Below are 23,585 nucleotides of genomic sequence, written 5' to 3'. Positions count from 1 at the left end.
AAATATATAGACTCATGAGAAGTGTTAACTGTATTGAAGATGAATATCTTTAGATGGTATAATTAAGGCAAATACAATTATGGAGAGTTAAATGGTAAAATTTGCAATCATTGCAGACGATCTTACTGGATCTAACGCCACCTGTTCACTACTGAAAAAGGTGGGGCTAAATGCTCTTAGTATGATTGATTTTGCAGAAGAAGTAAATGAAGACATAGATGTGGTAAGTTATAGTACACTTTCAAGGGCTATTCATCCTGAAGAAGCATACCAATGTGTAAAAGAAGCTCTAAAGTATATGAAAAGTTTAAATCCTATGTTTTATTCGAAGAGAATAGACTCTACTATGAGGGGCAATATTTCCTACGAAATAAATGCTTTTTTTGAAGAGCTTCCAGGATATATGGGGATTTGTGTCCCTGCATTTCCAAGCAGTAAAAGAATTGTTATAAATGGAACTATGCTTGTAGAAGGAAATCTTTTGACCAATACGGATGCGGGAAGAGATCCGAAGATGCCAGTATCAAGCGACAATGTGGAGGAGATTTTAAAGGATGGACTAAATGGAAAGATTAAGTCCATAAATCTTTCGGACATTGAAAAAGGAGCTACACATCTATCCCAACTTATTAAAAAATACTACGACGAAGGAATAAGTCTGTTGGTATTTGATGCGGTTTTAGATAGTCATTTGGAGATAATCGGAAAAGCAGTGTTTGAATCTCATATCAAATTCTTCTCTGTGGATCCGGGACCATTTTCAATGCATATTGCAAGATCTATTTTGGATAAGGAAAATCTACTTAGCAAGGTGCTTATGATCTGCGGTTCTGTCACAGATATAACTATTAAACAGATTAGAGATCTACTAAATAATCAGGATGTAAAAGTCATAAAAGTCTCTGCAAAAAACCTCATTGACGAAGACAAGAGGGATTTGGAGATAAAGAGTGTGACGAGTAAAGCTGATTTAATTTTAGAGGACAACAATCTTCTTCTAGTGACGACAACACCTTTTGAAGAAGGAGATAAGAGGCTTGACCTGGTAGAAATATCTAAAGAGAGAAATATTACCATAGATGAGATTTCCATTTTAATCTCAAGTGGACTTGGAGAAATTGGCAAGGAAATTTTAAATAGCAAACATTCTTTCGCAGGAGTCTACACCAGCGGAGGAGATATTACGGTGGAACTTGTGAAACTTTTAAATTCTGCCGGAATTACAATTAGAGAAGAACTAGAGCCACTGGTTGCCTATGGAAGGTTAACCGGCGGAGCGTTTGATGATTTGAGAATAGTAACTAAAGGTGGAATGGTTGGAGACGCAAAGACTATGGAAGTCTGCCTAAATAAACTTTCCACTGAAGTAGAAGAAAATTAGGAGGAATTATGGAAAGACCTATTATTGGAATACCACTAGGAGATCCGGCTGGAATTGGACCGGAAATAACCGTTAAGACATTTGAAGAAAAGAAAGTTTGGGAAGTATCTAGACCATTTTTAGTGGGAGATCTTTTCGTTATAAATCGTGCGATTGAAATCACAAACTCAAAACTAAAGGTAAATGTAGTTTCTTCAGTTGAAGAAGCTAAGTTTGAAGAAGGAACCATCGATATGCTCGATCTAGATATTGTAAATTCAGACTATGAATTTGGAAAAGTAGATGCGAGATGCGGCCTTGCTTCATTTAAATATGTTGAGAAGACCGCTCAACTTTGCATGGAGAAAAAACTAGATGCAATGGCAACCACTCCAATTAACAAGGAATCACTAAGAGCGGCAGAAGTTCCATACATCGGGCACACTGAAATGCTCGAAGAAGTATCAGGAGTTCATGATCCTCTTACCATGTTTGAAGTGAACAATTTAAGAGTGTTCTTCCTTTCAAGACACGTAAGTCTAAGTAAGGCAATCGAAATGGTTAAGTACGACAGAGTCCTTGACTACATCATAAGATGTTCTGAAGCTATGAAGAAACTTGGCGTAGAAGGAACTATGGCTGTTGCAGGACTTAACCCTCACTGCGGTGAACACGGACTATTTGGATACGAAGAAGTAAATGAAATCGAACCTGCAATTAAAGAAGCTAGGAAGCTTGGATATGATGTAGTGGGACCTATTGGAGCGGACTCAGTATTTCACATGGCACTTGAAGGAACATTCTCATCAGTTCTTTCTCTATACCATGACCAAGGTCATATAGCTACGAAGACATACGACTTCTACAGAACTATTGCAATCACAAACTCAATGCCATTTTTAAGAACTTCTGTAGACCACGGAACGGCTTATCCAGTTGCAGGTAAGAATATTGCGTCTGCCGTTTCAATGATTGAAGCAGTAATCCTTGCGGCGAAGTACGCCCCAAAATTTAACCATAAATAAAATATAAAATAAGTGAGGACCATATGGAGAATTTCGTTTTAGACGGTACGAGAATGCTAATCGCTCTTGGAGTTGGAATAGTATTTCTGATGATTATGATCTTAAAGACCAAGATACACACATTCTTGGCGCTAATAATAACTGCTGTATTCGTAGGAATTGCAGGTGGGATGCCACAAGAAATGGTAATCTCTGCAATCAGTTCCGGATTTGGTTCAACCCTAGGTTCCATAGGAATCATAATTGGATTTGGAGTTATGATGGGACAGATCTTTGAAGCTACTGGAGCTGCAAAGACCATGGCGAATACATTTATTAAAAAACTTGGAGTCAATAAAGAGGAAGAAGCACTAGCAATCACAGGATTTTTAGTTTCAATTCCAATCTATTGTGACTCAGGATTCGTAATCCTTGCATCACTTATAAAAGCTCTTTCAAAGGCTAGCAAAAAATCCATAGTAAGTCTTGCAGTTTGTTTGGCAGGAGGATTAGTAATTACCCACTCACTTGTGCCACCTACACCAGGACCAGTTGGAGCAGCGGGAATCTTCGGAGCAAATGTCGGCCTTGTAATCATCTATGGAATGATTATAGCAGTGCCTATGCTTTTAGCAGTATTGGCATATGGAAAATGGCTTGGAAATAAGATTTACCAAATTCCAGGAGAAGATGGTGAATGGATAAGACCTGCAGGAGGAGAAAATTTAGGAGCAGCAGAAGTAAAACTCGATGAAGAACTTCCTTCAGCTACAAAATCTTTTATGCCTATAATAATTCCAATTATTTTGATACTTCTATCTACAGTTTCAAAAGCTTTGGGAGTGACAGGACAAGCAAGCGTATTTTTCCAATTCTTCGGCACGCCGATAGTTGCAGTTGCCATTGGACTACTTCTTGCAATCTTTACCCTTGCATCTCATATGGAAAGAAGAGAAGTTATAAAGGTAATGGAAGTTGGGATAGAATCTGCAGGAATAATCATCCTTATCACTGGAGCAGGTGGAGCCCTAGGACAAGTGCTAAGAGATAGTGGAGTAGGTAACCACATTGCAGAAATCATAAAAGATTTAAACGTACCACATATACTACTTCCATTTATAATTGCAACCATAATAAGATTTATTCAAGGATCCGGAACGGTAGCAATGCTAACAGCGGCATCTATAACCGCACCTATAATGGCAAGTCTAAATGTAAATCCAGTTATGGCGACCCTATCAGCCTGCGTTGGATCACTATTCTTCAGTTACTTCAACGATAGTTTCTTCAACGTTGTAAATAGAACCATCGGAATAGAAGATCCAAAAGAACAGATAAGAGTCTGGTCAATCACAACAACTATCGCCTGGGTGGTAGGACTTGTGGCGCTACTAATATTAAATATGATTATTGGATAAAATTAAAATAAAAGACGAGGATTTATTTTCCTCGTCTTTTGTGATTTAGTAATAAAAATAATCTTTTAATTTGCTAATTTTCTATTTACATCATCAATAGTTTTCTTTGCTAAAATATAGTAGATAAAAGTAATTACTAAGTAAACTATTACAAAGATTATTAGTGAGTAGATTAGGGCTCTTGTACCATCGAACCATTTTAGATAATGTGCGGCACATAAAAAGTAGATAGTTAGCACTGCAAAATGGATAATTTGTTTAGGTACAGTATGATTTTCTTTAAGCTTTAAAATTATTGAAAAAAGTTCAGGCACCAATCCAAAACCACCATAGACCATGCATTGAACAATCTTTGCACTTCCTGGTTTTAAACTTTCTACAAACTCAGGAACTCCCACTATATTTTCTCCGATACCTAGGGATATAAATGCTTCTATCAGAGCTCCGACACCAATCCCAATCATAAATGATTTAATAATTCTTTCTATATTTTTCATGACATCCTCCTATAATCCCAAAACCCTTTTAAATTCTTTTAGATTTCTACGGGAGACATAGCTTATATCTCCATTCTTAAGCTCCACGGCTATGGTACCTGTAAAAGATAGATCTAGTCTCTTTACATAATCAAGATTTACTATTTCAGATCTTGATATTCTTATAAATTTGTTTTTATCAAGCCTTGCATCAAATTCAGAAACATTTAACCTTGATTTATAAATTCCGCTCTTAGTCTTTACGAATACATTTTTATCTTCTGCGTAGATTCTAATTATTTCATCAAAGGATAGGATGAACACCTCTTCATCGCGAAAAGCTACTACTTTATCAATTGGGTTTTCGTCTAGCATATTTCTTAAATTTTCAATCTCTTTAGAATATTCCTTGGCGAAGATCTTGACGGAAGTTTCGTCTAGGGATTCATCGATAATTATTTCAACCTTCATAGCCACCTCCTAATGATTATTATAGACTGCTAGTAAATCAGTTTCATCTGTTTTGCGATAAGTGGTAGAAATATTGGGATAAGCGGTAAAAAAAGACTGTTAAACTATAAATCATTTAAAAACTTCAAGTCCATAAAATTTCATAGTAAAACAGTCAATAGTTTTTATTCAAGTTTACTTGCCACGGATTTAAAGAATAGTCCTACAATTTGAGAGAATCTACTCATCTTTGTAATGTAGGCGAAGTCATTGCCATAGATTATCTTTTCGCTATTTAGATCCTCTAGCTCTCCTGTGAATACTCCGAGGACATTGATGCCGATGTTTCTTGCATTCATAACTTCCATGGCTGTGTCATAAATTGCCATATTTCCCAAATAGTCTTCTGCATCCAGCTTCTTCTTGCCGAAGCTTGCTATATTTACTTCGTCATTTGGTTTACCATCTGAGAGTACGATAAGTATCTTTCTCTCTGCAGAAGATTTCTTCATCAGGTGAATCATGGTCTTTATTGCGAGTCCGTCTCTGTTTGAGCCGGAAGGATAATATTTAAAAATTTCTGAGTTTTTGTATTGTGAGTCTTCATAATCTCTAAACACATTTAAAACCATGTAGTTGAAGAGATTGTTAAATCCGACCACCCGAGTCTTTACATTTAATTCAGAAAGCGCCTGGGCAATTATATACCCTTGGGTTGCAACTTCAGATGCCCTTTCGTGTTGAGATGCGGACGAATCGAGGAGTATATCCACACGAAGCTCCCCATAGTCATTTAAAAATTCTTTCTTGAACACGCGATTGTCGCTAGTTCTATCTATCTTCCAAAGTTTCGATGGAACCACTTCTCCAGAGCTTGAAATTATCTTATAATGTTCAGACTCTTTTAAAAGGGAATTTTTAATAGTCTCTTTTAGACTGGTGATTCCTCTCTTGTAGGTGAGATTATTTAGTTCGAAGAATTCTCTATTAGAAGATTTCTGGTCATCGATTAGACTCTTGTAGTAGCTTTCACTTGGAAAATCGCCCTTAGTCATGTGGATTTTGATTCCTCTGTGGATGCCTGTGCATACTTGGCTTTCCAAAATATGCTCGTCCGTAATGGACAAAATATTTTTGCCAAAATGTTTTTCTACAGTCTTTTGAAAGTCGCTTTCTCCGGTTTCTCCTTCCACAGTCTCCATGACCACCTTTAGATTTTCGTAGGATTCTTCAAAGAACTCGGAACTCATAATATTATATTTTTCCAGTTGGAAATCTTCCAAATAATTCTTCGATGTCGGTTTGGATTTTAAAATTTCTGGATTTTTCTTCGCTTCTTTTAAAGTCTTTTCCATTTTTTCAATGGAAGTAGAATTTTCAACGTGGAAGTAGGATTTAAAAATACTAAGAAGCATATCTATTAAATCCATAATACTTTTAATTTTTACACCGCGAATCTTCTTTAAGATCTCTACAATATTTTCGTGAATCCTTGGATAGGATCCGTCTTCCGTTTCGTAGTACCATTTTAGAATTTCATCTGCGAAACTCTTGGGATTTTTACGAATAGCAGAAGATTTAAAATCCTCTCTATAAGATTTAAGACCGGGTCTTTTTATTAGAAGCTCATCCTTTAAATTTTCTTCTAGAATTAGAAAGGCGATGGTCATGATATCAAATCTATTGGTGAGATTTAAAATATTTTCCTTTGCAAAATTTATAAAAGCTTTAAAGTCGTAGACTTTGTAGGCATAGGCGATGAGGGAAACCTCGTAGAAACTATTTCTCTCGAAAATTTCAAAACCTTCTGCCAGATAGTCCTCCGACACGGTCCACACCAGGTTCTGTCTTCTTATCTTATCTAACAAATATATCACCAGGATTTATAGTGCTGCTAAACAATGTGCGGAACACATCCATTACAATTTCTTTTTCGTAGGAGTCGAAGGATTTATCCATAAGACCCATTTCGAGAGAATTCTTGATGCTAAGTCCACGCTTCATAAGTTCCAATGCGGAGATAAGTCCCCTTAGGTCAATTGACTTGGAACTGATTTCAGAATTTAGAGACTTTTCTTGCAAATCTTCGAAGAATTGAGAGAATAATTCTACATATTCGTCTTTAAGTCCACCTTCAACCTTTAGAATCTTTTTCAAATATTTCTTTTCGATAGTCGGCATATTAATAACTAGAAATCTTGAAACCAATGCTTCGTTTAGATCTCTAGTACCGATGTAGCCGTGGTTCATAGTTGCGATAAATCTCGTAGCTTCGTGAAGCTTCAAACGATTATATCCAGGCACATCGATGACCCTTCTATAGTCTAGGGCAGAGTGAATAACGGAAAGAGTTTCGTTCTTCGCCATATTTATTTCGTCAAGAATTCCAAATCCACCGAACTCTGCGCATTCATAGACAGGACCCTTCTTAAGAGTAACCTCACCAGACTTAAAAGTATCTGAACCGATTAAACTTTCCGCATCAGTATTAACATTTAATGACACAGTCCACATAGGTCTATTAAAAAGTAGACTCAAATTTTCAGATAGTACGTTTTTCCCAGTAGCCTTTGGTCCGGATAAGAGAATGTGAAATCCTGAGAGAATAGCGGTGATTGCCTTGTTCCAAACGTCACTGCCGTAGTAGATAAACCTTGGGCTAGCCACACGGTCCATTACAGAATCATCTAGTTTATAAAATTTTCTAAAATCGTCGATTTCTTTAAGAAGTCTTTCGTCGATTTCTTCTTCCTTTAAAATATCTATTAAATCATTTCTATTTATATTCATTTAAAATTCCTCCAATGGTATTATACTAGAAATATTTGAGATAACAAAATATTTTGAAAAATATTATTAGTTATTTTATAAAAATAAATCGATTAAGAAAAGATTAAATTTATAAGCTTAAAAACTATTGCCGATCAATTTATTCTTGAAAAAGCATTGGATATGAAGTCTAAAATGTTGAAAACATTGTCATAAATTTATAAAAATGTGATTTGGATCATATTTTTAATAAGAATTATTTGATAAACACAAAAGATTTTTGAACGGGTAAACTTCCGCGTAAAGAAAAACCTTTTCAAAAAAATTATTAAATTGCTAAAAACACTTTTATTTTGTCTTTAACTTCTGTATAATGATAGTAGTTTATATTGAGGTGTTATATGAGTTTTTCTATGAGTGTTAAAAATGAAGCTGCAAAGGTAAGCGTAAAAGAGGACTACCTAGTCGACGCTGAGCTTTGTGGACTACTAAGTACCTGTGGATCCATCTCCATTGCACAAGGAAGACTCGTGGTAAGTTTGAGCACCGAAAATGCACCGGTGGCGAGGAGAATTTTTACTCATCTTAAGAGTTTTTATTCCGACGATGTAAATGCCAGTGCAAGGAAGAATGTTAAACTTAAAAGAAACATTTACACAATTAGTTTAAGTGATGATGCTGCCATTAGAAAACTGTTGAATTTCTGTTACGGCGAGGGAGATTTCTCAATTTATAACGAAATTTCTCCGGACCTTTCGGATTCAAAATCTAAGCAGGCGTTTGTGAGGGGTTGTTTTCTTGGGGCAGGCTCGGTTACTAATCCGAGGAGAGGTTACCATTTTGAAGTGGTGTTTGCCAATAGGGACGCTGCGGATATTTTAAAGAATATTCTTAATGAATACCAAATTTCAGGAAATATTATTGAGAGATCTGACAAATTTATCTTCTACATAAAGGGGGCAGAGATGATCTCGGATACGCTGACGGTCATCGGTGCCAATGGCAGTGTGCTGGAATTTGAAAATGTGCGGGCGATGAAGGAAACTCGTAACAATGTAAATAGAATGGTAAATTGCGAAACTGCAAATTTAGAAAAAATAGTAAATTCATCTATTGAACAGGTAAATGACATTATGTATATTGATTCTATGATTGGCCTTGAGTCTCTTCCAGATTCTCTTTATGAGCTTGCTAAACTAAGACTCGTAAATAGAAATGCTTCTCTTAAGGATTTAGGTGAGCTTCTAAATCCAAAGGTTGGGAAGAGCGGTGTCAACCATCGGATGAAAAAGATACGAAACATAGCTGATGATTTAAGGAGGGAATATGATGGTGACTAAGAATTTGGTACTTACAAATGAAGAGGGACTTCACGCTAGAGCGGCGGCACTTTTTGTGAGGACTGCAAATAGATTTCAATCTGAGATTACACTTTCTTTAGATGGAGAAGAGGTAAACGGCAAGAGCATCATAGGGATTATGTCGCTTGGAGCATTTGAAGGTGAAGAGATCACAATCAAGGTGGACGGTCCAGATGAAGATGAAGCGATAAGTAGTCTTGCAAATTTAATAGAAAATAAATTTATAATTTCTTAAGAGCTTTTTATAAGCTCTTTTGTTTTTTTAGCGAGATTTAAATTTTGCGGCTATATAATTTTATAAAGAAGGTTTAATAAAACTTTGTCTTTATATACTTGTTTTTATATAATAGAAGAAAGATAAAAGATATAGAGTAAGAGGGAGTTTATGTTTACACATTTACACGTGCATACTGAATATAGTTTGCTCGATGGTTCTACTAGGATCAAGGAATTGCCGAAGAAGGTAAAAGAACTCGGCATGGATTCTATTGCCATAACTGACCACGGAAATATGTTCGGGGCGATACAATTTTATAAAGCTTGCAAGGATGAAGGGGTGAAACCTATCATGGGATGCGAGGTCTATGTTTCGTCCACGAATTTAAATGTGAAAGACAGGACTTCCAAGAGGTACCACTTGATTCTCCTTGCGGAAAACAATAAGGGCTACGAAAATCTTATGAAGATTGTCTCTAAGGGTTGGGTAGATGGATTCTACTACAAACCTCGCGTGGACAAGAAGGTTTTGAGAGAATACAGCGAGGGAATCATCGCCCTTTCTGCATGTCTTCAAGGGGAAGTGCAAAGAAAGATTTTGGATAGGGACTTCGAAGCTGCAAGGAAAGCTGCTCTAGAATATCAAGATATTTTTGGAAAGGACAATTTCTTTTTAGAGGTTCAAAACCATGGTATTAGGGAGCAACTTGAAGCGAATATTCACCTTAGAAATTTAAGTGGAGAACTTGGGATACCTCTTGCTGCGACAAACGATGTGCATTACTTAGAAAAATCAGATGCAAAAGCCCACGATGTGCTTCTTTGTATCCAAACTGGAACTATTCTATCCGATGGAAAGAGGATGAAGTTTCCTTCTGATGAATTCTATTTAAAGAGCGAAGATGAAATGAAAGAGGCTCTGCCGGATTTTGTAGATGCAATAGAAAATACTTACGAAATAGCAAAAAGATGCAATGTGACCATCGAGTTTCACAACTATCATCTACCTAAGTTCGACGTGCCAGATGGATACACAAACGACGAATATCTAAAAGAACTTGCTCTAAAAGGGCTTAGAGAAAAATACGAAAACCTAGACGAAAAGATTATGGAGAGGTTTAATTTTGAACTTAACACCATCATCTCCATGGGTTACACAGACTACTTCTTAATTGTTTGGGACTTTATAAATTACGCAAAAGAAAATGGAATTATGGTCGGTCCTGGTAGAGGCTCTGCAGCTGGCTCAATCATTTCCTACGGACTGGGAATTATAGACGTGGATCCGTTGAGATTTGATCTTCTCTTTGAAAGATTTTTAAATCCAGAGAGGGTTTCCATGCCTGATATAGATATCGACTTCTGCTACGAAAGACGTGAAGAAGTAATCGAGTATGTAAATAGAAAGTATGGCAAGGATCACGTGGCACAGATAGCCACATTTGGAACCATGGCGGCGAGGGGAGCCATAAGAGACGTAGGTCGTGTAATGGATATTTCCTACTCAAAGGTGGACCAAGTTGCCAAGATGATTCCTCAAGAATTAAATATAACCATAAATAAAGCGATTGAAATGTCTGAGGATCTTAGAAATGCAATGAGAGACGATCCGCAGGTGAAGGGGATAATAGATACGGCGCTAAAAGTCGAAGGACTTCCAAGACATATGTCCACCCACGCAGCTGGTGTGGTAATTTCAAACAGAGATGTAACGGATTACGTGCCTCTTGCGAGAACCGACGAGCAGCTTTTAACCCAATTCAATATGACGGAGCTAGAAGAACTCGGTCTACTTAAGATGGACTTCTTGGGACTTAGAACTTTAACTGTTATCCGTGATGCTGTGAACATGGTCAAGGAAAATTATGGAATAGAAATAGATTTTAAAGACCAAGGTTTTGATGACAAAGAAGTTATAGATCTCTTTAAACATGCGAACACATTGGGAATATTCCAATTTGAATCCTCTGGAATGAGGGCGTTTCTTAAGGAACTAAAGGCGGATGCCTTTGAAGACCTGGTAGCGGCGAACGCATTATTTAGACCGGGTCCTATGTCTCAAATTCCTAGATTCATAGAATCAAAACACGATCCGTCCAAAATTTCCTACATTCATCCGTCCCTTGAACCGATACTAAACGTAACCTACGGATGTATCGTCTACCAAGAACAGGTTATGCAGATCGTGCAACAGATAGGTGGATACAGTCTAGGTCGTGCGGACCTTGTAAGGCGTGCCATGAGTAAAAAGAAGATGTCCGTCATGGAAGAGGAGAGAAATAATTTCATCTACGGACTTAAAGATGAAGAGGGAAATGTGCTTATAAAGGGAGCACTTGCAAATGGTGTCGACGAAAAGAGCGCCAACGAAATCTACGACTTGATGATAGATTTTGCTAACTACGCATTCAACAAATCTCACTCAGTTGCATATTCTGTGGTTGCATATAGAACTGCGTTTTTAAAGAGGTACTATCCAAAGGAATTTATGGCTTCACAAATCAGTTCCTTTATGAGTTCTCCAAAACAGGTTGCACTCTATGCAGAAGAGCTAAAGAGGTTAAATATAAAACTTCTTCCACCTTCAGTAAACGAATCTAGAAATAAATTTACCGTTGAAGAAGATGCGGTGAGATTCGGATTAAAAGCGGTTAAAAATGTGGGAGACAACTTCATCGATGCAATCGTAGAAGCAAGAAAGGAAAAGAAGTTTACCTCCATGACAGACTTCATAAGACGGGTGGTGGAAGTAAATTCATCTGCAATAAACAAGAGAGCTTTGGAATCTCTTATAAAGGCTGGAGCATTTGACTTTCTACCGGGAAATCGTGCGAAGTACCTGGCTGTTTATGAGAGAATTTTGGAATCTGTTCAATCTGGAATCAAAAACAATGTAAAGGGACAGTTCTCCATGTTTAATGAAAAGACAGACGAAGATGATCTGCCTAACTTAAAAGATTTTGATGAAAAGACGAAGCTTAACATGGAATACGAAATGCTCGGCATCTACGCCAGCGGTCACCCGTTAAATCCATATAGAAATGCAATAGAAAACAACAGCAGCACTAACACTTCAAAGATTTTTGAAAACCCTGTAAACGGACAGAATGTAAAGATTTCTGGAATCATAAAGCAAAAGAGAAATCTCATTACAAAGAACAACAAGATGATGTGTTTTGCCACATTGGAAGATTTCTTCGGCACTATTGAGCTCATCGTCTTTCCAAATGTATTTCAAAACTATGGATATCTAGTAGAAGAGGAAGAGGTCATCTCTGTAACAGGAACAGTCAGTGCTTCTGATGTTGAGGAGCCAAAGATCTTGGTGAACACCATCGAGCCTTTGAAAGAATCGGACAACAGAACTCTCTACATCGCAGTTAAAAGTTTTGACGAAGGAATCAATCGTGCCCTCACAGGCATATTTAGAAAGTATAGGGGAAATAATCCAATCATCATCTATGATGAAAATAAGAAGACCCCATTTAAGATAATAAAAGATTTGTATATAGATTTGGACAAGGTTGAGGAGCTAAAGTACGAAGTGCTACCTCTAATCGACAATGATCCAAACAAGTTTGTAGTAAAGTAGGTGTGTTATGAATATAGCAGTTATGACCTCCGGTGGAGATGCGCCTGGAATGAACGCAGCCATTCGTGCGGTGGTGAGGACTTCTATTTATAAAGGGATGGAAGTCTACGGAATCTACGGTGGATTCGAAGGACTGATTGACGGTAAGATTGAAAAGCTAAATCTGTCCTCTGTTGCGGATATCATTCAAAAGGGCGGAACCATCCTAGGGACTTCTCGCTCCAAGAGATTTCAGACAGAAGAAGGTCAAGAGAGCGCGGTAAGTAAATTAAAAATTTATAATATAGATAAACTCGTAGTTCTAGGTGGAGATGGAAGTGCTAAGGGAGCCTTGGCTCTTGAGAAAAAAGGAATAAAGACTGCAGTCATACCTTGCACCATTGACAACGACATGGGATATACGGAATCGACTATTGGATTTTATACCGCCGTTGAAACGGTTACAGATGCAATTTCAAAAATAAGGGACACCACAGAAGCTCATGGCAGAGCAAATGTGGTGGAAGTCATGGGGAGAAGCTGTGGCGACATTGCCCTCTATGCAGGTATATCCGGCGGAGCGGAATCCATTATCGTACCAGAAATGGAAACGAACATGGATGAAATCGCAAAGAAGATGCTCGAAGGAAAGAATCGTGGCAAGAGACACCACATCATTCTCGTTGCAGAAGGTGCGGGAGAAGCTCACGAAGTTGCAAGAGAACTTCAAAAGCTTACGGGAATCGAAACTAGAGTGACAATTCTTGGATACATTCAAAGGGGAGGAAGTCCTGGTCCTGCAGATAGAATCATGGCTACATCCATGGGAGTTGTCGCTGTGGAGAGCCTACTAGAAAATAAATCGGCAGCGATAGGAATAAGAGGTGGCAGAATCTTTTCTGAACCTATTGGCACCGCCCTAAGAACGAAGAATAAATTTAACAGAAAACTTTACGAGACGATGAAGATGGTTTCAATATGATTTTAATAAGAAATATAAAAGTAAATATCGGTGAAGATTTAAGAGAAGTACTTGAAAAGAAACTGAAATCGAAAAACTTCACCTACAAAATATATAAACATTCAATAGATGCAAGGCGCGAAGTCTACCACAACTACCAAGTCCTTGTAGAGGGAGACAGAATCAAACTAAAGGGTCTTGATTGGGAAGATTTTGAAGAAGAAAACTTCGAGACATCATCCAACGGAAATGGTAAGACTGTCACAGTGGTGGGAGCAGGCCCTTCTGGACTATTTGCAGCCTACTTCCTTGCGGAACACGGAGCGAAGGTAAATGTAATCGAAAGAGGAAGCTCCATTGAAGTTAGATCAGAAGAAGTGGAAAGGCTAATGGAAGATGGAATTTTAAATGTCGACTCCAACATCCAATTTGGAGAGGGAGGAGCAGGTACATTTTCCGATGGTAAACTCACTTCTCGCTCCAAGGACAAGAGGAGCCACTATGTCTTCGATGTGCTAGTTAAACATGGTGCTCCGGAAGATATTCTCTACGAAAAGATGCCCCATGCAGGTACCGATGTCCTAAGACAAGTCATAATAAATATGAGAAAGTACATGGAGTCCATCGGAGTTAAGTTTTTCTACAACGAAAAGTTTGAAGAATTTATTTACGAAAAAAATTCTAAAGGCGAAAGAAATGTAGTTGGAATAAAAACTACGAAGAACAGCTACCTAAGTGACTACATCGTACTTGCCCTTGGAAATTCTGCGAGAGATACTTTCGAATATTTAAATAAAGAGATGGAGATGAAATCAAAACCATTTGCAGTGGGATTTAGAATCGAGCATCTCCAAGAATATATAGATAAAACCCAGTACAAAGAACACTACAAAGATCTACCGAGAGCGTCCTACACTCTGAGAGCAAAATCTGGCGAGAGATCCATCTACACATTCTGTATGTGCCCCGGTGGAGTGGTAGTTCCAGGAATGAGCGAAGAAAACACCGTGGTGGTAAATGGAATGAGCTACCACGCGAGAGATCTTGAAAATGGAAACTCTGCAGTGGTTGTAACTGTGGACGAAGGAGACTTTGGCGATGGAAATCTTGGCGGCATGTATTTTCAAAGAGAGATTGAAAAGAAGACCTATGACCTTGGCGGAGGGCAATACCATGCACCAGTCATGCTTGCAAGAGACTTTGTAGAGAAGAGAGAGACGAAAGAATTTGAAAATGTAAAACCAAGTTACAGACCTGGATTTAAAATAGAAAATCTTTGGAAAATATATCCAAAAGAAATATCAGAAGCCCTTCGAGAAGGACTTATTGAAATGGATAGGAAGATGGAAGGATTCTTAGACGGTGCGGTTCTGACAGGATGCGAAACGAGAACATCATCACCAGTTAGAATCATAAGAGACGAGAACATGAAATCCTCAATAGAAAATGTATATCCAATCGGAGAAGGAGCAGGATATGCAGGAGGAATTATAAGTTCCGCCATCGACGGAGTGAAATGCGCAATTGAAATATTGGAGGAAAAATGTCACTAAACATTGTACTATATGAACCAGAAATCCACTGGAACACAGGAGCCATAGCTAGATCATGTGGACTAACCCACACTAGGCTCCATCTTATAGAGCCATTTGGATTTGAAATAGACGACAAACATTTAAAGAGAGCGGGCCTCGACTATTGGGACCTAGTAGATATAAATATATATAAAAATGTAGAGGAGCTATACGCTAAGTATCCAGAAGGCAGATTTTTCATGGCGACGACTAAGGCGAAGAAACTCTACACAGAAGTTGAATTTCAAGATGAAGACTTCATAATGTTTGGACCGGAGACGAGAGGATTGCCAGAGGATATGATCTTTGGAAATTACGATATGGCGATAAAGATCCCGATGCTGAAAGACTTTGGAAGGAGTCTAAACCTTGCAAACTCTGCTAATATAATCTTGTTTGAAGCGCTAAGACAACTTAATTTTTTAGATTTAGGATAAGGAGATAAATGAAAAAAGGAACTATATTTTTTGATTTCGACGGAACTATTCACGAAACCATGTACATCTACGGACCAGCACTAGATATGGCAAAGGTGTACTTAGATGAACACAAGATACCTTACCAAGGATTGGAAGAGAACCTCTACCACACCTATCTCGGTTACAACGCAGACGATATGTGGAAGATGGTCATGGGTGGCAATGACAAGGAGACCATTCACTTCGTTTCAAGCATTGTAGGAAGAGAGATGAATTCCAACTTGGATAAAGGTCTTGGAAGACTCTATCCAAAGACGGAAGAAACTCTAATGGAGCTTAAAGAACGTGGCTACACCTTGGTATATATTTCCAATGCAAGAAACGCCTACTATGAAAAGGTAAAAGAAAATTATAAATTGGACAGATTTTTCGATGGATTTTTGACCTCACAGATGTACAATGAACTTCCAAAGGAAGAAATTTTAAAATCTGTGAAGCACAAGTATCCTGCGCCATACTACATAGTTGGGGACAGATTCTTCGACATGGTTGGCGGACAGAAAAACAACATGACCACCATCTTTTGCAACTATGGATACGGAAAGCCGGAGGAAGGAAGAGATGCAAGCTATAGAATTGATAGCATAGACGAACTTTTAGAAGTGATGAGATTGGAGGAGAAATGTTAGGAGCAATCATTGGGGATATAGTAGGTTCAATCTACGAATTTGACAATATAAATACCAAGAATTTTGAATTTTTCCAAGACAATATGGGACTAACCGATGATTCCGTCATGACCTTGGCAGTTGCAAGAGCTCTAATGGATACATTGGAAACGGGAAATGAAAGTGGATTTAAAAATCTATCTAGAGAAATCTCAGAAGAAAAATTAAAATTAATAAGAGAAAAATTTAATGCAGACGATTTAAATCCTAAGACAGAACTGGAAGCAAATGCAATTCTTAGAATGGTTGAAATCGGAAATAAATATCCGTACATGAGCTACGGAACTAGGTTTAGATACTGGTTAGAAGAACCTGTTCCATACAATTCATTTGGAAACGGCTCCGCCATGAGAGTAAGCCCTGTTGCATATGTAGCTAATAATTTAGAAGAAGTCAAATTTCTTTCAAAGGAAGTGACCAAAGTTTCCCACAACCACGAAGAAGGTATAAAGGGAGCGGAGGCTACAGCAGTTGCAATATTTATGGCGAGAAATAAATGTAGCAAAGAAGAAATAAAAACAGAGATGGAAAAATATTATAGCCTGGACTTTAAATACGAAGACCTGGTAAGAAACTACGGCTTTGACGAAACCTGCCAAGGCACAGTGCCAGAAGCTCTATATATATTCTTAGAATCGAAAGACTTCGAAGACGCAATAAGGACAGCCATCTCAATAGGAGGAGACTCGGACACATTGGCGGCGATAGTGGGCTCCATAGCAGAAGCGTACTATGGAGTACCAGAAGAACTAGCAAAAAAGGCGCTTGGCTACATGGATAGTTACGAAAGAAAAATCTATGATGATTTTGAAAAATTAATAAATAAAGAGGAAAAATAAATGAAAAAGATAAAGATATTTGCGCTTGTAGCACTGATGTTATTAGTGGCAGGATGCGGAAAAATAACAGGCTCAGCAAAACCAACAGAAGTAAAGACAGAAAAAGCGACCCAAACATTTGACAAAGCTATAAAGACACCAGAAAAAATGGGCTTTAAAAAGGAAGAAGTAAAAGTTGCAGAAAAAGACATGGACAAAATCTTGGTAATAAAGTATTTGGAAGATAAAAATGTACTAGCAACTAAGGATAACGAGATATTCTACCTTAACTTAGAAACCGGAGAAAAAGAAAAAGTAGACCTAGGAGGTGCGGACTTACTAAACAAATCACAAAGCTATGCAGTCTTTGCAAATGTGAAGAAACCGCAAGATGGATTTAAAATCCTAAATGTAAAGGATAAAACAGTGACAGAAGTTCCACTAACAGAAGAACTAAAGAAATTTATAAAAGAAAAAAATCTCTTCATCGGAAGAATCATGATCACAGATCAAAATGTGGCACTAGAACTACCAACCAAGGACGGAAATGGCACCTATACAAGCGTCTACAATATAGAAAAGAAAGAATTTTCAAAACCGATAAATGGTGGATTCTACCAAGAAATCGGCGGCAAATCATACACATTTGCAAAAGAAGAAGGCAAATATACGCTGCTAGATGAAAATGGACAAACTAAGATAACTGTAGAAGGATTAATGATTTTGGATTCAGAACCAACAGGATTTATCATGGCATACGCACCAGGAGAAGATAAGACAATACTTTATAGAATAACAGAAGATTTAAAACTTGAAGAAATCTATTCAGCAGTACCAAAGGATAAGGAAGACATCTACGACTATGCAATCTACGCCCAAGACGTGACAGAAGATTACATGGTACCAACCATAATGAATAGAGAAATAGGAGAACAATTTATATACAATAGAAAAGAAGACTGTTTCATAAAAATCGCAAACGAAAAGAAGAATATGATCTCCGACATATGCAAGGGAGAAAATGACGAGCTTCTATTAATAAAGTATGAATATTCCGACGGCGAAGGAACCACAAAAGATCCTTATAAGAGCTCTAAATTTGTCGGAGCAGAAATATATAGTAAGTAAGAATGGATTAATTTATAAGAAGTATATAGAAAAGGGGGTGGTATTGTGAGAATTTATATTGTTGCGACATATGAAGCTATGGTAAATCCAATTAAAAAGCTGATGAAGAAATACGGAAATATTGACATTGATTATGGAGTAGGGATGCTTGATGATGGACTTAAACTTGCCACAGAAGCTAAAAAGAGAGGATACGAAGCTATAATATCCAGAGGTGGAACAGCTAGATTAATAAGAAAACATTTGGATATTCCTATAATAGATGCGAAGCCATCAGGAAACGACCTATTAAAAAGTATTTTAATTGCAAAGAACAATGATTTAAAAACATCTGTAATCGCATATTCAAATATAACAGATGGAGCTCTAGAAATAATAGAACTTTTAAATTTAAATTTTAAAGTACACTATATAAATGACAAAGTTGGGCTAAGTTCACTTCTCATTGATTTGAAAAATGAAGGGTATCAACAAATTTTGGGAGACTCCCTTGCAATAAAGCTTGCTAAAGATCTAAATTTCAACACTGTTTTATTTCAGACTAGCTATGAAACTTTAGAAAATTTCTTGGGATATGCGATTATGATTTTGAAACAAACCAAGAAGATCAATGAAATGGATGTGATCAGATCTAGGTTTTTAACAAATACCATAAGTAATTATTGCGTAATTTTAAACAATAAAATATTCTTTTCAAAACTAGAAAATTTTGAAAAAATACCAGTTTCCTATGAAAAATGTATAAACCTAATATATGAATATGAAGAAATAAGAAATCACAAAAGTGAAATTAAAACTAAAATTGATGACATTAATATAAGAGTAACTTCAATCAATATTTCGAATGACAAATACTATCTATTTGAATTTAAAAAAATTGAAGAAGAGGATAACCTTCCTATAGGGGTGTACGAATTTGAAATTGGCAATAATTTTATTCCAGTTGAAAAGTCTAAGGCTATGAAGAATTTATACCTGAAATTGCAGAAGTTGGTTGAAAAAAATGAAGCTATATTTATAGAAAAAGACAATGAATACACTCTTAATGAGGTGCTAAATTATATACTAAGTCTTAATAAATCGGAAACCATTCTAATAGATGGAGACAAAATAGAAATTGAAAACTACTTTGAATCAATAAAAAATGATACAAAAAATATAATCTTAAAAAACATTAAAAGCTATGAAGTAATAGAAGGAATTTCTAATAAAAATAAAAATTATGACGGAATACTTATAATTGTTTTAGATAAGAACTCTAATCTTTTAGAAAGTGTTGATCCTAGCAAAACTATTATGATACCTAGGACCATAAAGAGAAAAGATGATCTAATAAATATATTTAACAACTATATAACTGGATATAGGGAAAAATATGGAACAGCAGCTTTAAAAATCCAAGATGACATGTTTGAAAATGATGAAAGTTTATTAGAAGAAGATTTAGACGACCTATTGATGGTTTTAAGACGATGCATTTTGGAAGAAGATGAGCTTTTGATAACAAAGGAGATCTATCTAGAACATCTATATAAAATTAAAAATGAAGATACCAAGCCTTGTAGAGATGTTAGTCTAGATCAGATGGAGAAAGAAGCAATTCTATATCAACTACAAAAAGAAAACTATAACCAGAGTAGAGTAAGCGAGATATTGGGGATTAGTAGATCTACATTATGGAGAAAAATGAAGAAATATAATATTTAACCGTTTCAAAATGAAACGGTTTTTTTATTTTAAATAAATGGTGTTGCATAATGAAAAAATAAATGGCAAAATATAATTAAATCGTTTTCAAAACGAAAAAATCTTTTAAGAAGGGAGAGAATAGTTTTGGTAAGTGTTTCTACAACGGGCGCTCTTATTGCGTTGGCAATAGCTATTATAGTAATTGTTATGGGAGCTCCACCAGCATACGGTATGATCCTCGGTGCATTAATCGGAGGAATAGTTGGAGGAGTAAACGCTAAAGAAGTAGTTGCGCTCATGTTTGGCGGAGCTGGAGGAATGTCACCAACTCTACTTAGAATTATGGCAGCGGGAGTCTTGGCAGGAGCTTTGATAAATTCCGGATCGGCGGATGTAATAGCGGAAAACATTGTCGAGAAACTAGGAGAAGCAAATTCTCTAATAGCAATAATCGCATCTATATTTATTTTGACAGCAATTGGAGTTTTCGCAGATGTAGCTTGTTTAACTGTTGCACCGATTGCGATGCTAATAGCGCAAAAAACAAATTGCTCTAAGTCAGTGATAATGATGGCTATGTGTGGAGGAACACACGCTGGTAATGTAATGTCACCAAATCCACAAGCAATAGCTCTATCAGATTATTTTCAAGTTCCTCTTACAACCGTAATGCTAGGAGGAATAATTCCAGCAGTATTCGGTTTTATAGCTACAATACTTCTTACAAAATTGGTACATAAACTAGGAATTGGAAGTGAAGTTGTTATTGTAGAAGAAGAAGGAGCGGTAGAATTAGGAAGACCTAGTCTATTTGCGGCAATAACAGGTCCAATAGTAGCTATTCTATTATTGGCACTTAGACCAATTGCAGGAATTGAAATAGATCCTTTAATAGCTCTACCTATAGGAGGATTAATCACTTGTATTCTTACTGGAGATTCTAAGAAGTTCGTTGAGTTTTCTTCAAAGGGATTAACTATGATGTCAGGTGTTATTCTACTTCTTTTAGGAACAGGAGCATTATCAGGAATAATTGCAAACTCAGGATTAAAAGAGTCATTAATACACATAGTTGAAGTGTTAGGGCTATCAGGATTTTTATTAGCACCGATTACTGGTTTAGTTATGGGGGCGGCAACCGCATCTGCAACAGCAGGAAGTACAGTTGGATCTCAAGTATTTGGAGAAACAATACTATCCTTTGGTGTAAAACCACTACAAGCAGCGGTTATGATACATGCAGGAAGTAATACTTTAGACGGACTACCACACGGAAGTTTCTTCCACACAAGTGCAGGTAGTATAAGAATGGATATAAAAGAAAAACTTAGACTATTACCATTCGAATTTTGTGTAGGTTTAGTCATGACAATAGTTGCTACTATTGTATATGGATTAATAGGTTTAAATTTTTAGTTAGAAATTAAAAGGTTTAAAATTTTGGAGGTTAATATGAAAAAACAAATGAACAGTCAAAAGGTTTATCAAGGACCAGAAAGAATCGAAGCGAGATCACTACTATATGCAACAGGAAAATTAGAAAAAGATATCGGAAGAAAGCCATTAATAGGAGTTGTAAACTCATTTAACGAAATCGTTCCAGGACATTTCCACTTAAGAAGCATTGCAGATGCTGCAAAACTTGGAGTAGCAGCAGGTGGCGGAATTCCAGTAGAGTTCCCAGCAATAGCTATGTGTGACGGAATAACAATGAGCCACGAAGGAATGCACTATCCTCTAGCATCAAGAGAACTAATAGCGGACAGCATTGAAGCGATGGCTAAAGGACACGGACTAGATGGATTAGTTTTAATTCCTAACTGTGACAAAATAGTGCCAGGAATGATCATGGCAGCACTTAGACTAAACATACCATCAATAGTTGTAAGTGGTGGACCAATGGCAACAGGATATTATAAAGATAAAACAGCTGACTATTCAACTTGTATAGAACAAATAGCCGCATATAAACTTGGAGAAAAGAACGAAGAAGAAATGGAAGCATACGCACACGCAGCGTGTCCATCATGCGGATCATGTGCAGGAATGTTTACAGCAAACAGTATGAACTGTCTATCAGAAGTACTAGGACTAGCACTACCATACAACGGAACTATCCCTTCATACTATGGAGATCGTATCGCTCTAGCTAAGATGGCAGGAGAAAGATCAGTAGAACTAGTAAAAGAAGATATCAGACCAAGAGATATCGTAACAGAAGAAGCATTTAAAAATGCAATAGTAGTAGACATGGCTATAGCAGGTTCAACTAACACAACTCTACACTTACCAGCAATTGCACACGAATGCGGATTAGAATTATCGCTAGAAAAATTCGATGAGATATCCAAGAAGACACCTAACCTATGTCACATCAGTCCATCTGGAGACAAATTTATGTTTGACCTTCACATGGCTGGCGGAATCCCTGCAGTAATGCACGAGCTTGACAAAAAAGGCCTACTAAACAACACACTTAAAAATATTAATGGTAAGACAATAAAAGAAAACATAGAAGGCAAAGCAACAAGAGATCCTGAAGTAATAAGACCAATAGAAACACCGTTTAACGACGAAGGTGGAATCGCAGTGCTAAAAGGAAATATAGCACCTGGCGGATGTGTAGTTAAATCAGCAGCAGTAAGACCAGAAATGATGAAACACAAAGGAGCAGCAGTAGTATTTAACAGCATGGAATCAGCGACAGAAGGAATCTTCTCTGGAAAAGTTAAAAAGGGAAATGTAGTAGTAATCAAGTACGAAGGACCTAAAGGCGGACCAGGAATGAGAGAAATGCTAACACCAACATCTGCAATCGTAGGAATGCACCTAGCCAATGATGTAGCGCTTATAACAGATGGAAGATTCTCAGGAGCAACTAGAGGAGCAGCAATAGGACACGTATCACCAGAAGCAATGGAAGGTGGACCATTCGCGATTATAGAAGATGGAGACATCATCGATATCGATATACCAAACAGAACAGTAAATATAGAACTAAGTGATGAAGAAATCAAGAAGAGATTAGACAATCTAGTTAAGCCTGAACCAAAAGTAAAAGAAGGATACCTAGTAAGATACGCAAGAATGGTATCATCAGCAAACAGAGGAGCAGTACTAGAATAATAAAAAGCTTATAAAACTCCTAACAATTTGAAACGATAAGCGAAAATATAAAAGACCGGTAAGAGGAATCTTATTTGGTCTTTTTATTATCCATAATTATTTACATCATTAAGAGAGTTTAAAAATTATTTCTTGTAGATAGTATGAGTAACGAAATTTTACAAAAAAAATTATTATTAAGCTATATTGAAAATTAAGCCTGAATGATTAGAAAAATCTAATCTATTATAGAAGAAAAATATTTTTCGAGATAGATTTGCTAAAATTTTTATTTTTCACAAAAATTTCATCTTAATTGTTTTACTTTTTGCAAATCATATGGTATTATATCTAAAGCTTAGGTGTTCCTAGGCTTTTTTATGCGGGAAAATTTCTGATTATTTTGATTTTAAAATCATTAATTACTTGAAATTTTAGCCGTTTTATTGTATAATATTTAAGTATTTGTTTAATGAAAAAATTGCGATGATGTCATAGGTTGCCTAAGATTTTCGGGAAAAGGACCTTGGGGTAATTA

19 protein-coding genes are annotated in these 23,585 nt (G+C 36.7%); 15 read left to right on the top strand and 4 right to left on the bottom strand.

Going from position 1 to position 23,585, the window contains the following annotated elements; translation table 11 throughout:
- The first annotated feature begins 91 nt into the window (after positions 1 to 91).
- Genes HMPREF9225_RS00900 through HMPREF9225_RS00890 form a run of 3 tightly spaced genes read left to right on the top strand, consistent with a single transcriptional unit; the run spans position 92 to position 3,782 of the window.
- Entirely contained in the window at positions 92 to 1,381 is a 1,290-nt protein-coding gene (locus tag HMPREF9225_RS00900) for a four-carbon acid sugar kinase family protein (RefSeq protein ID WP_008901032.1), read from the top strand.
- A gap of 8 nt (positions 1,382 to 1,389) precedes the next feature.
- Positions 1,390 to 2,385 (top strand): 4-hydroxythreonine-4-phosphate dehydrogenase PdxA, encoded by a 996-nt coding sequence (gene pdxA, locus HMPREF9225_RS00895; RefSeq protein ID WP_008901031.1) that lies wholly within the window; start codon positions 1,390 to 1,392, stop codon positions 2,383 to 2,385.
- A gap of 23 nt (positions 2,386 to 2,408) precedes the next feature.
- Positions 2,409 to 3,782, top strand: coding sequence for a GntP family permease (locus HMPREF9225_RS00890; RefSeq protein WP_008901030.1), 1,374 nt, complete (start codon positions 2,409 to 2,411; stop codon positions 3,780 to 3,782).
- 65 nt (positions 3,783 to 3,847) lie between these two features.
- On the opposite strand, the gene HMPREF9225_RS00885 is transcribed toward HMPREF9225_RS00890, so the two are convergent.
- The 4 genes from HMPREF9225_RS00885 to HMPREF9225_RS00870 form a co-directional block, all read right to left on the bottom strand.
- Entirely contained in the window at positions 3,848 to 4,279 is a 432-nt protein-coding gene (locus HMPREF9225_RS00885) for a DUF3021 domain-containing protein (protein ID WP_008901029.1), read from the bottom strand.
- 9 nt (positions 4,280 to 4,288) lie between these two features.
- Positions 4,289 to 4,729 (bottom strand): LytTR family DNA-binding domain-containing protein, encoded by a 441-nt coding sequence (locus HMPREF9225_RS00880; RefSeq protein ID WP_008901028.1) that lies wholly within the window; start codon positions 4,727 to 4,729, stop codon positions 4,289 to 4,291.
- A 164-nt stretch (positions 4,730 to 4,893) separates the two neighbouring features.
- Positions 4,894 to 6,576 carry a vWA domain-containing protein gene (locus tag HMPREF9225_RS00875; protein WP_050748277.1) on the bottom strand — a complete coding sequence of 561 codons (1,683 nt, stop codon included), beginning with the start codon at positions 6,574 to 6,576 and terminating at the stop codon, positions 4,894 to 4,896.
- Entirely contained in the window at positions 6,566 to 7,498 is a 933-nt protein-coding gene (locus HMPREF9225_RS00870) for an AAA family ATPase (protein ID WP_008901026.1), read from the bottom strand. Before HMPREF9225_RS00870 ends, HMPREF9225_RS00875 begins: the two co-directional genes overlap by 11 nt.
- Before the next feature lie 392 nt (positions 7,499 to 7,890).
- Between HMPREF9225_RS00870 and whiA the strand changes: the two genes are divergently transcribed.
- The 12 genes from whiA (at position 7,891) to ilvD (ending at position 23,068) form a co-directional block, all read left to right on the top strand.
- Positions 7,891 to 8,817, top strand: a complete 927-nt coding sequence (whiA, locus tag HMPREF9225_RS00865) for a DNA-binding protein WhiA (RefSeq protein WP_245526529.1) — start codon at positions 7,891 to 7,893, stop codon at positions 8,815 to 8,817.
- Entirely contained in the window at positions 8,807 to 9,073 is a 267-nt protein-coding gene (locus HMPREF9225_RS00860) for an HPr family phosphocarrier protein (protein ID WP_008901024.1), read from the top strand. Before whiA ends, HMPREF9225_RS00860 begins: the two co-directional genes overlap by 11 nt.
- Positions 9,074 to 9,223: 150 nt before the next feature.
- Positions 9,224 to 12,646, top strand: coding sequence for a DNA polymerase III subunit alpha (locus HMPREF9225_RS00855; RefSeq protein ID WP_008901023.1), 3,423 nt, complete (start codon positions 9,224 to 9,226; stop codon positions 12,644 to 12,646).
- 7 nt (positions 12,647 to 12,653) lie between these two features.
- On the top strand, positions 12,654 to 13,607 hold the full coding sequence (pfkA, locus tag HMPREF9225_RS00850; RefSeq protein WP_008901022.1) for a 6-phosphofructokinase: 954 nt from the start codon (positions 12,654 to 12,656) through the stop codon (positions 13,605 to 13,607).
- Positions 13,604 to 15,139 (top strand): NAD(P)/FAD-dependent oxidoreductase, encoded by a 1,536-nt coding sequence (locus HMPREF9225_RS00845; RefSeq protein ID WP_008901021.1) that lies wholly within the window; start codon positions 13,604 to 13,606, stop codon positions 15,137 to 15,139. Before pfkA ends, HMPREF9225_RS00845 begins: the two co-directional genes overlap by 4 nt.
- On the top strand, positions 15,130 to 15,597 hold the full coding sequence (locus HMPREF9225_RS00840) for a tRNA (cytidine(34)-2'-O)-methyltransferase (RefSeq protein WP_008901020.1): 468 nt from the start codon (positions 15,130 to 15,132) through the stop codon (positions 15,595 to 15,597). The genes HMPREF9225_RS00845 and HMPREF9225_RS00840 overlap by 10 nt, the downstream gene beginning before the upstream one ends.
- An 8-nt stretch (positions 15,598 to 15,605) precedes the next feature.
- Positions 15,606 to 16,268 (top strand): HAD family hydrolase, encoded by a 663-nt coding sequence (locus tag HMPREF9225_RS00835; protein ID WP_008901019.1) that lies wholly within the window; start codon positions 15,606 to 15,608, stop codon positions 16,266 to 16,268.
- Positions 16,262 to 17,146: an ADP-ribosylglycohydrolase family protein gene (locus HMPREF9225_RS00830; RefSeq protein WP_008901018.1), complete on the top strand. Its 885-nt coding sequence runs from the start codon at positions 16,262 to 16,264 to the stop codon at positions 17,144 to 17,146. The genes HMPREF9225_RS00835 and HMPREF9225_RS00830 overlap by 7 nt, the downstream gene beginning before the upstream one ends.
- Entirely contained in the window at positions 17,147 to 18,253 is a 1,107-nt protein-coding gene (locus HMPREF9225_RS00825) for a hypothetical protein (protein ID WP_008901017.1), read from the top strand.
- Positions 18,254 to 18,298: 45 nt separating this feature from the next.
- On the top strand, positions 18,299 to 19,960 hold the full coding sequence (locus tag HMPREF9225_RS00820) for a sigma-54-dependent Fis family transcriptional regulator (RefSeq protein WP_008901016.1): 1,662 nt from the start codon (positions 18,299 to 18,301) through the stop codon (positions 19,958 to 19,960).
- A gap of 126 nt (positions 19,961 to 20,086) precedes the next feature.
- Positions 20,087 to 21,358, top strand: a complete 1,272-nt coding sequence (locus tag HMPREF9225_RS00815; RefSeq protein ID WP_008901015.1) for a GntP family permease — start codon at positions 20,087 to 20,089, stop codon at positions 21,356 to 21,358.
- Positions 21,359 to 21,394: 36 nt separating this feature from the next.
- Positions 21,395 to 23,068, top strand: a complete 1,674-nt coding sequence (gene ilvD, locus HMPREF9225_RS00810; RefSeq protein WP_008901014.1) for a dihydroxy-acid dehydratase — start codon at positions 21,395 to 21,397, stop codon at positions 23,066 to 23,068.
- The last annotated feature ends 517 nt before the right edge of the window (positions 23,069 to 23,585 follow it).

Source organism: Peptoniphilus duerdenii ATCC BAA-1640 (assembly GCF_000146345.1).
GTDB lineage: Bacteria > Bacillota > Clostridia > Tissierellales > Peptoniphilaceae > Peptoniphilus_B > Peptoniphilus_B duerdenii.
Note: the sequence above shows the minus strand (reverse complement) of the source record. Positions and strands in the feature narration are given on the sequence as shown.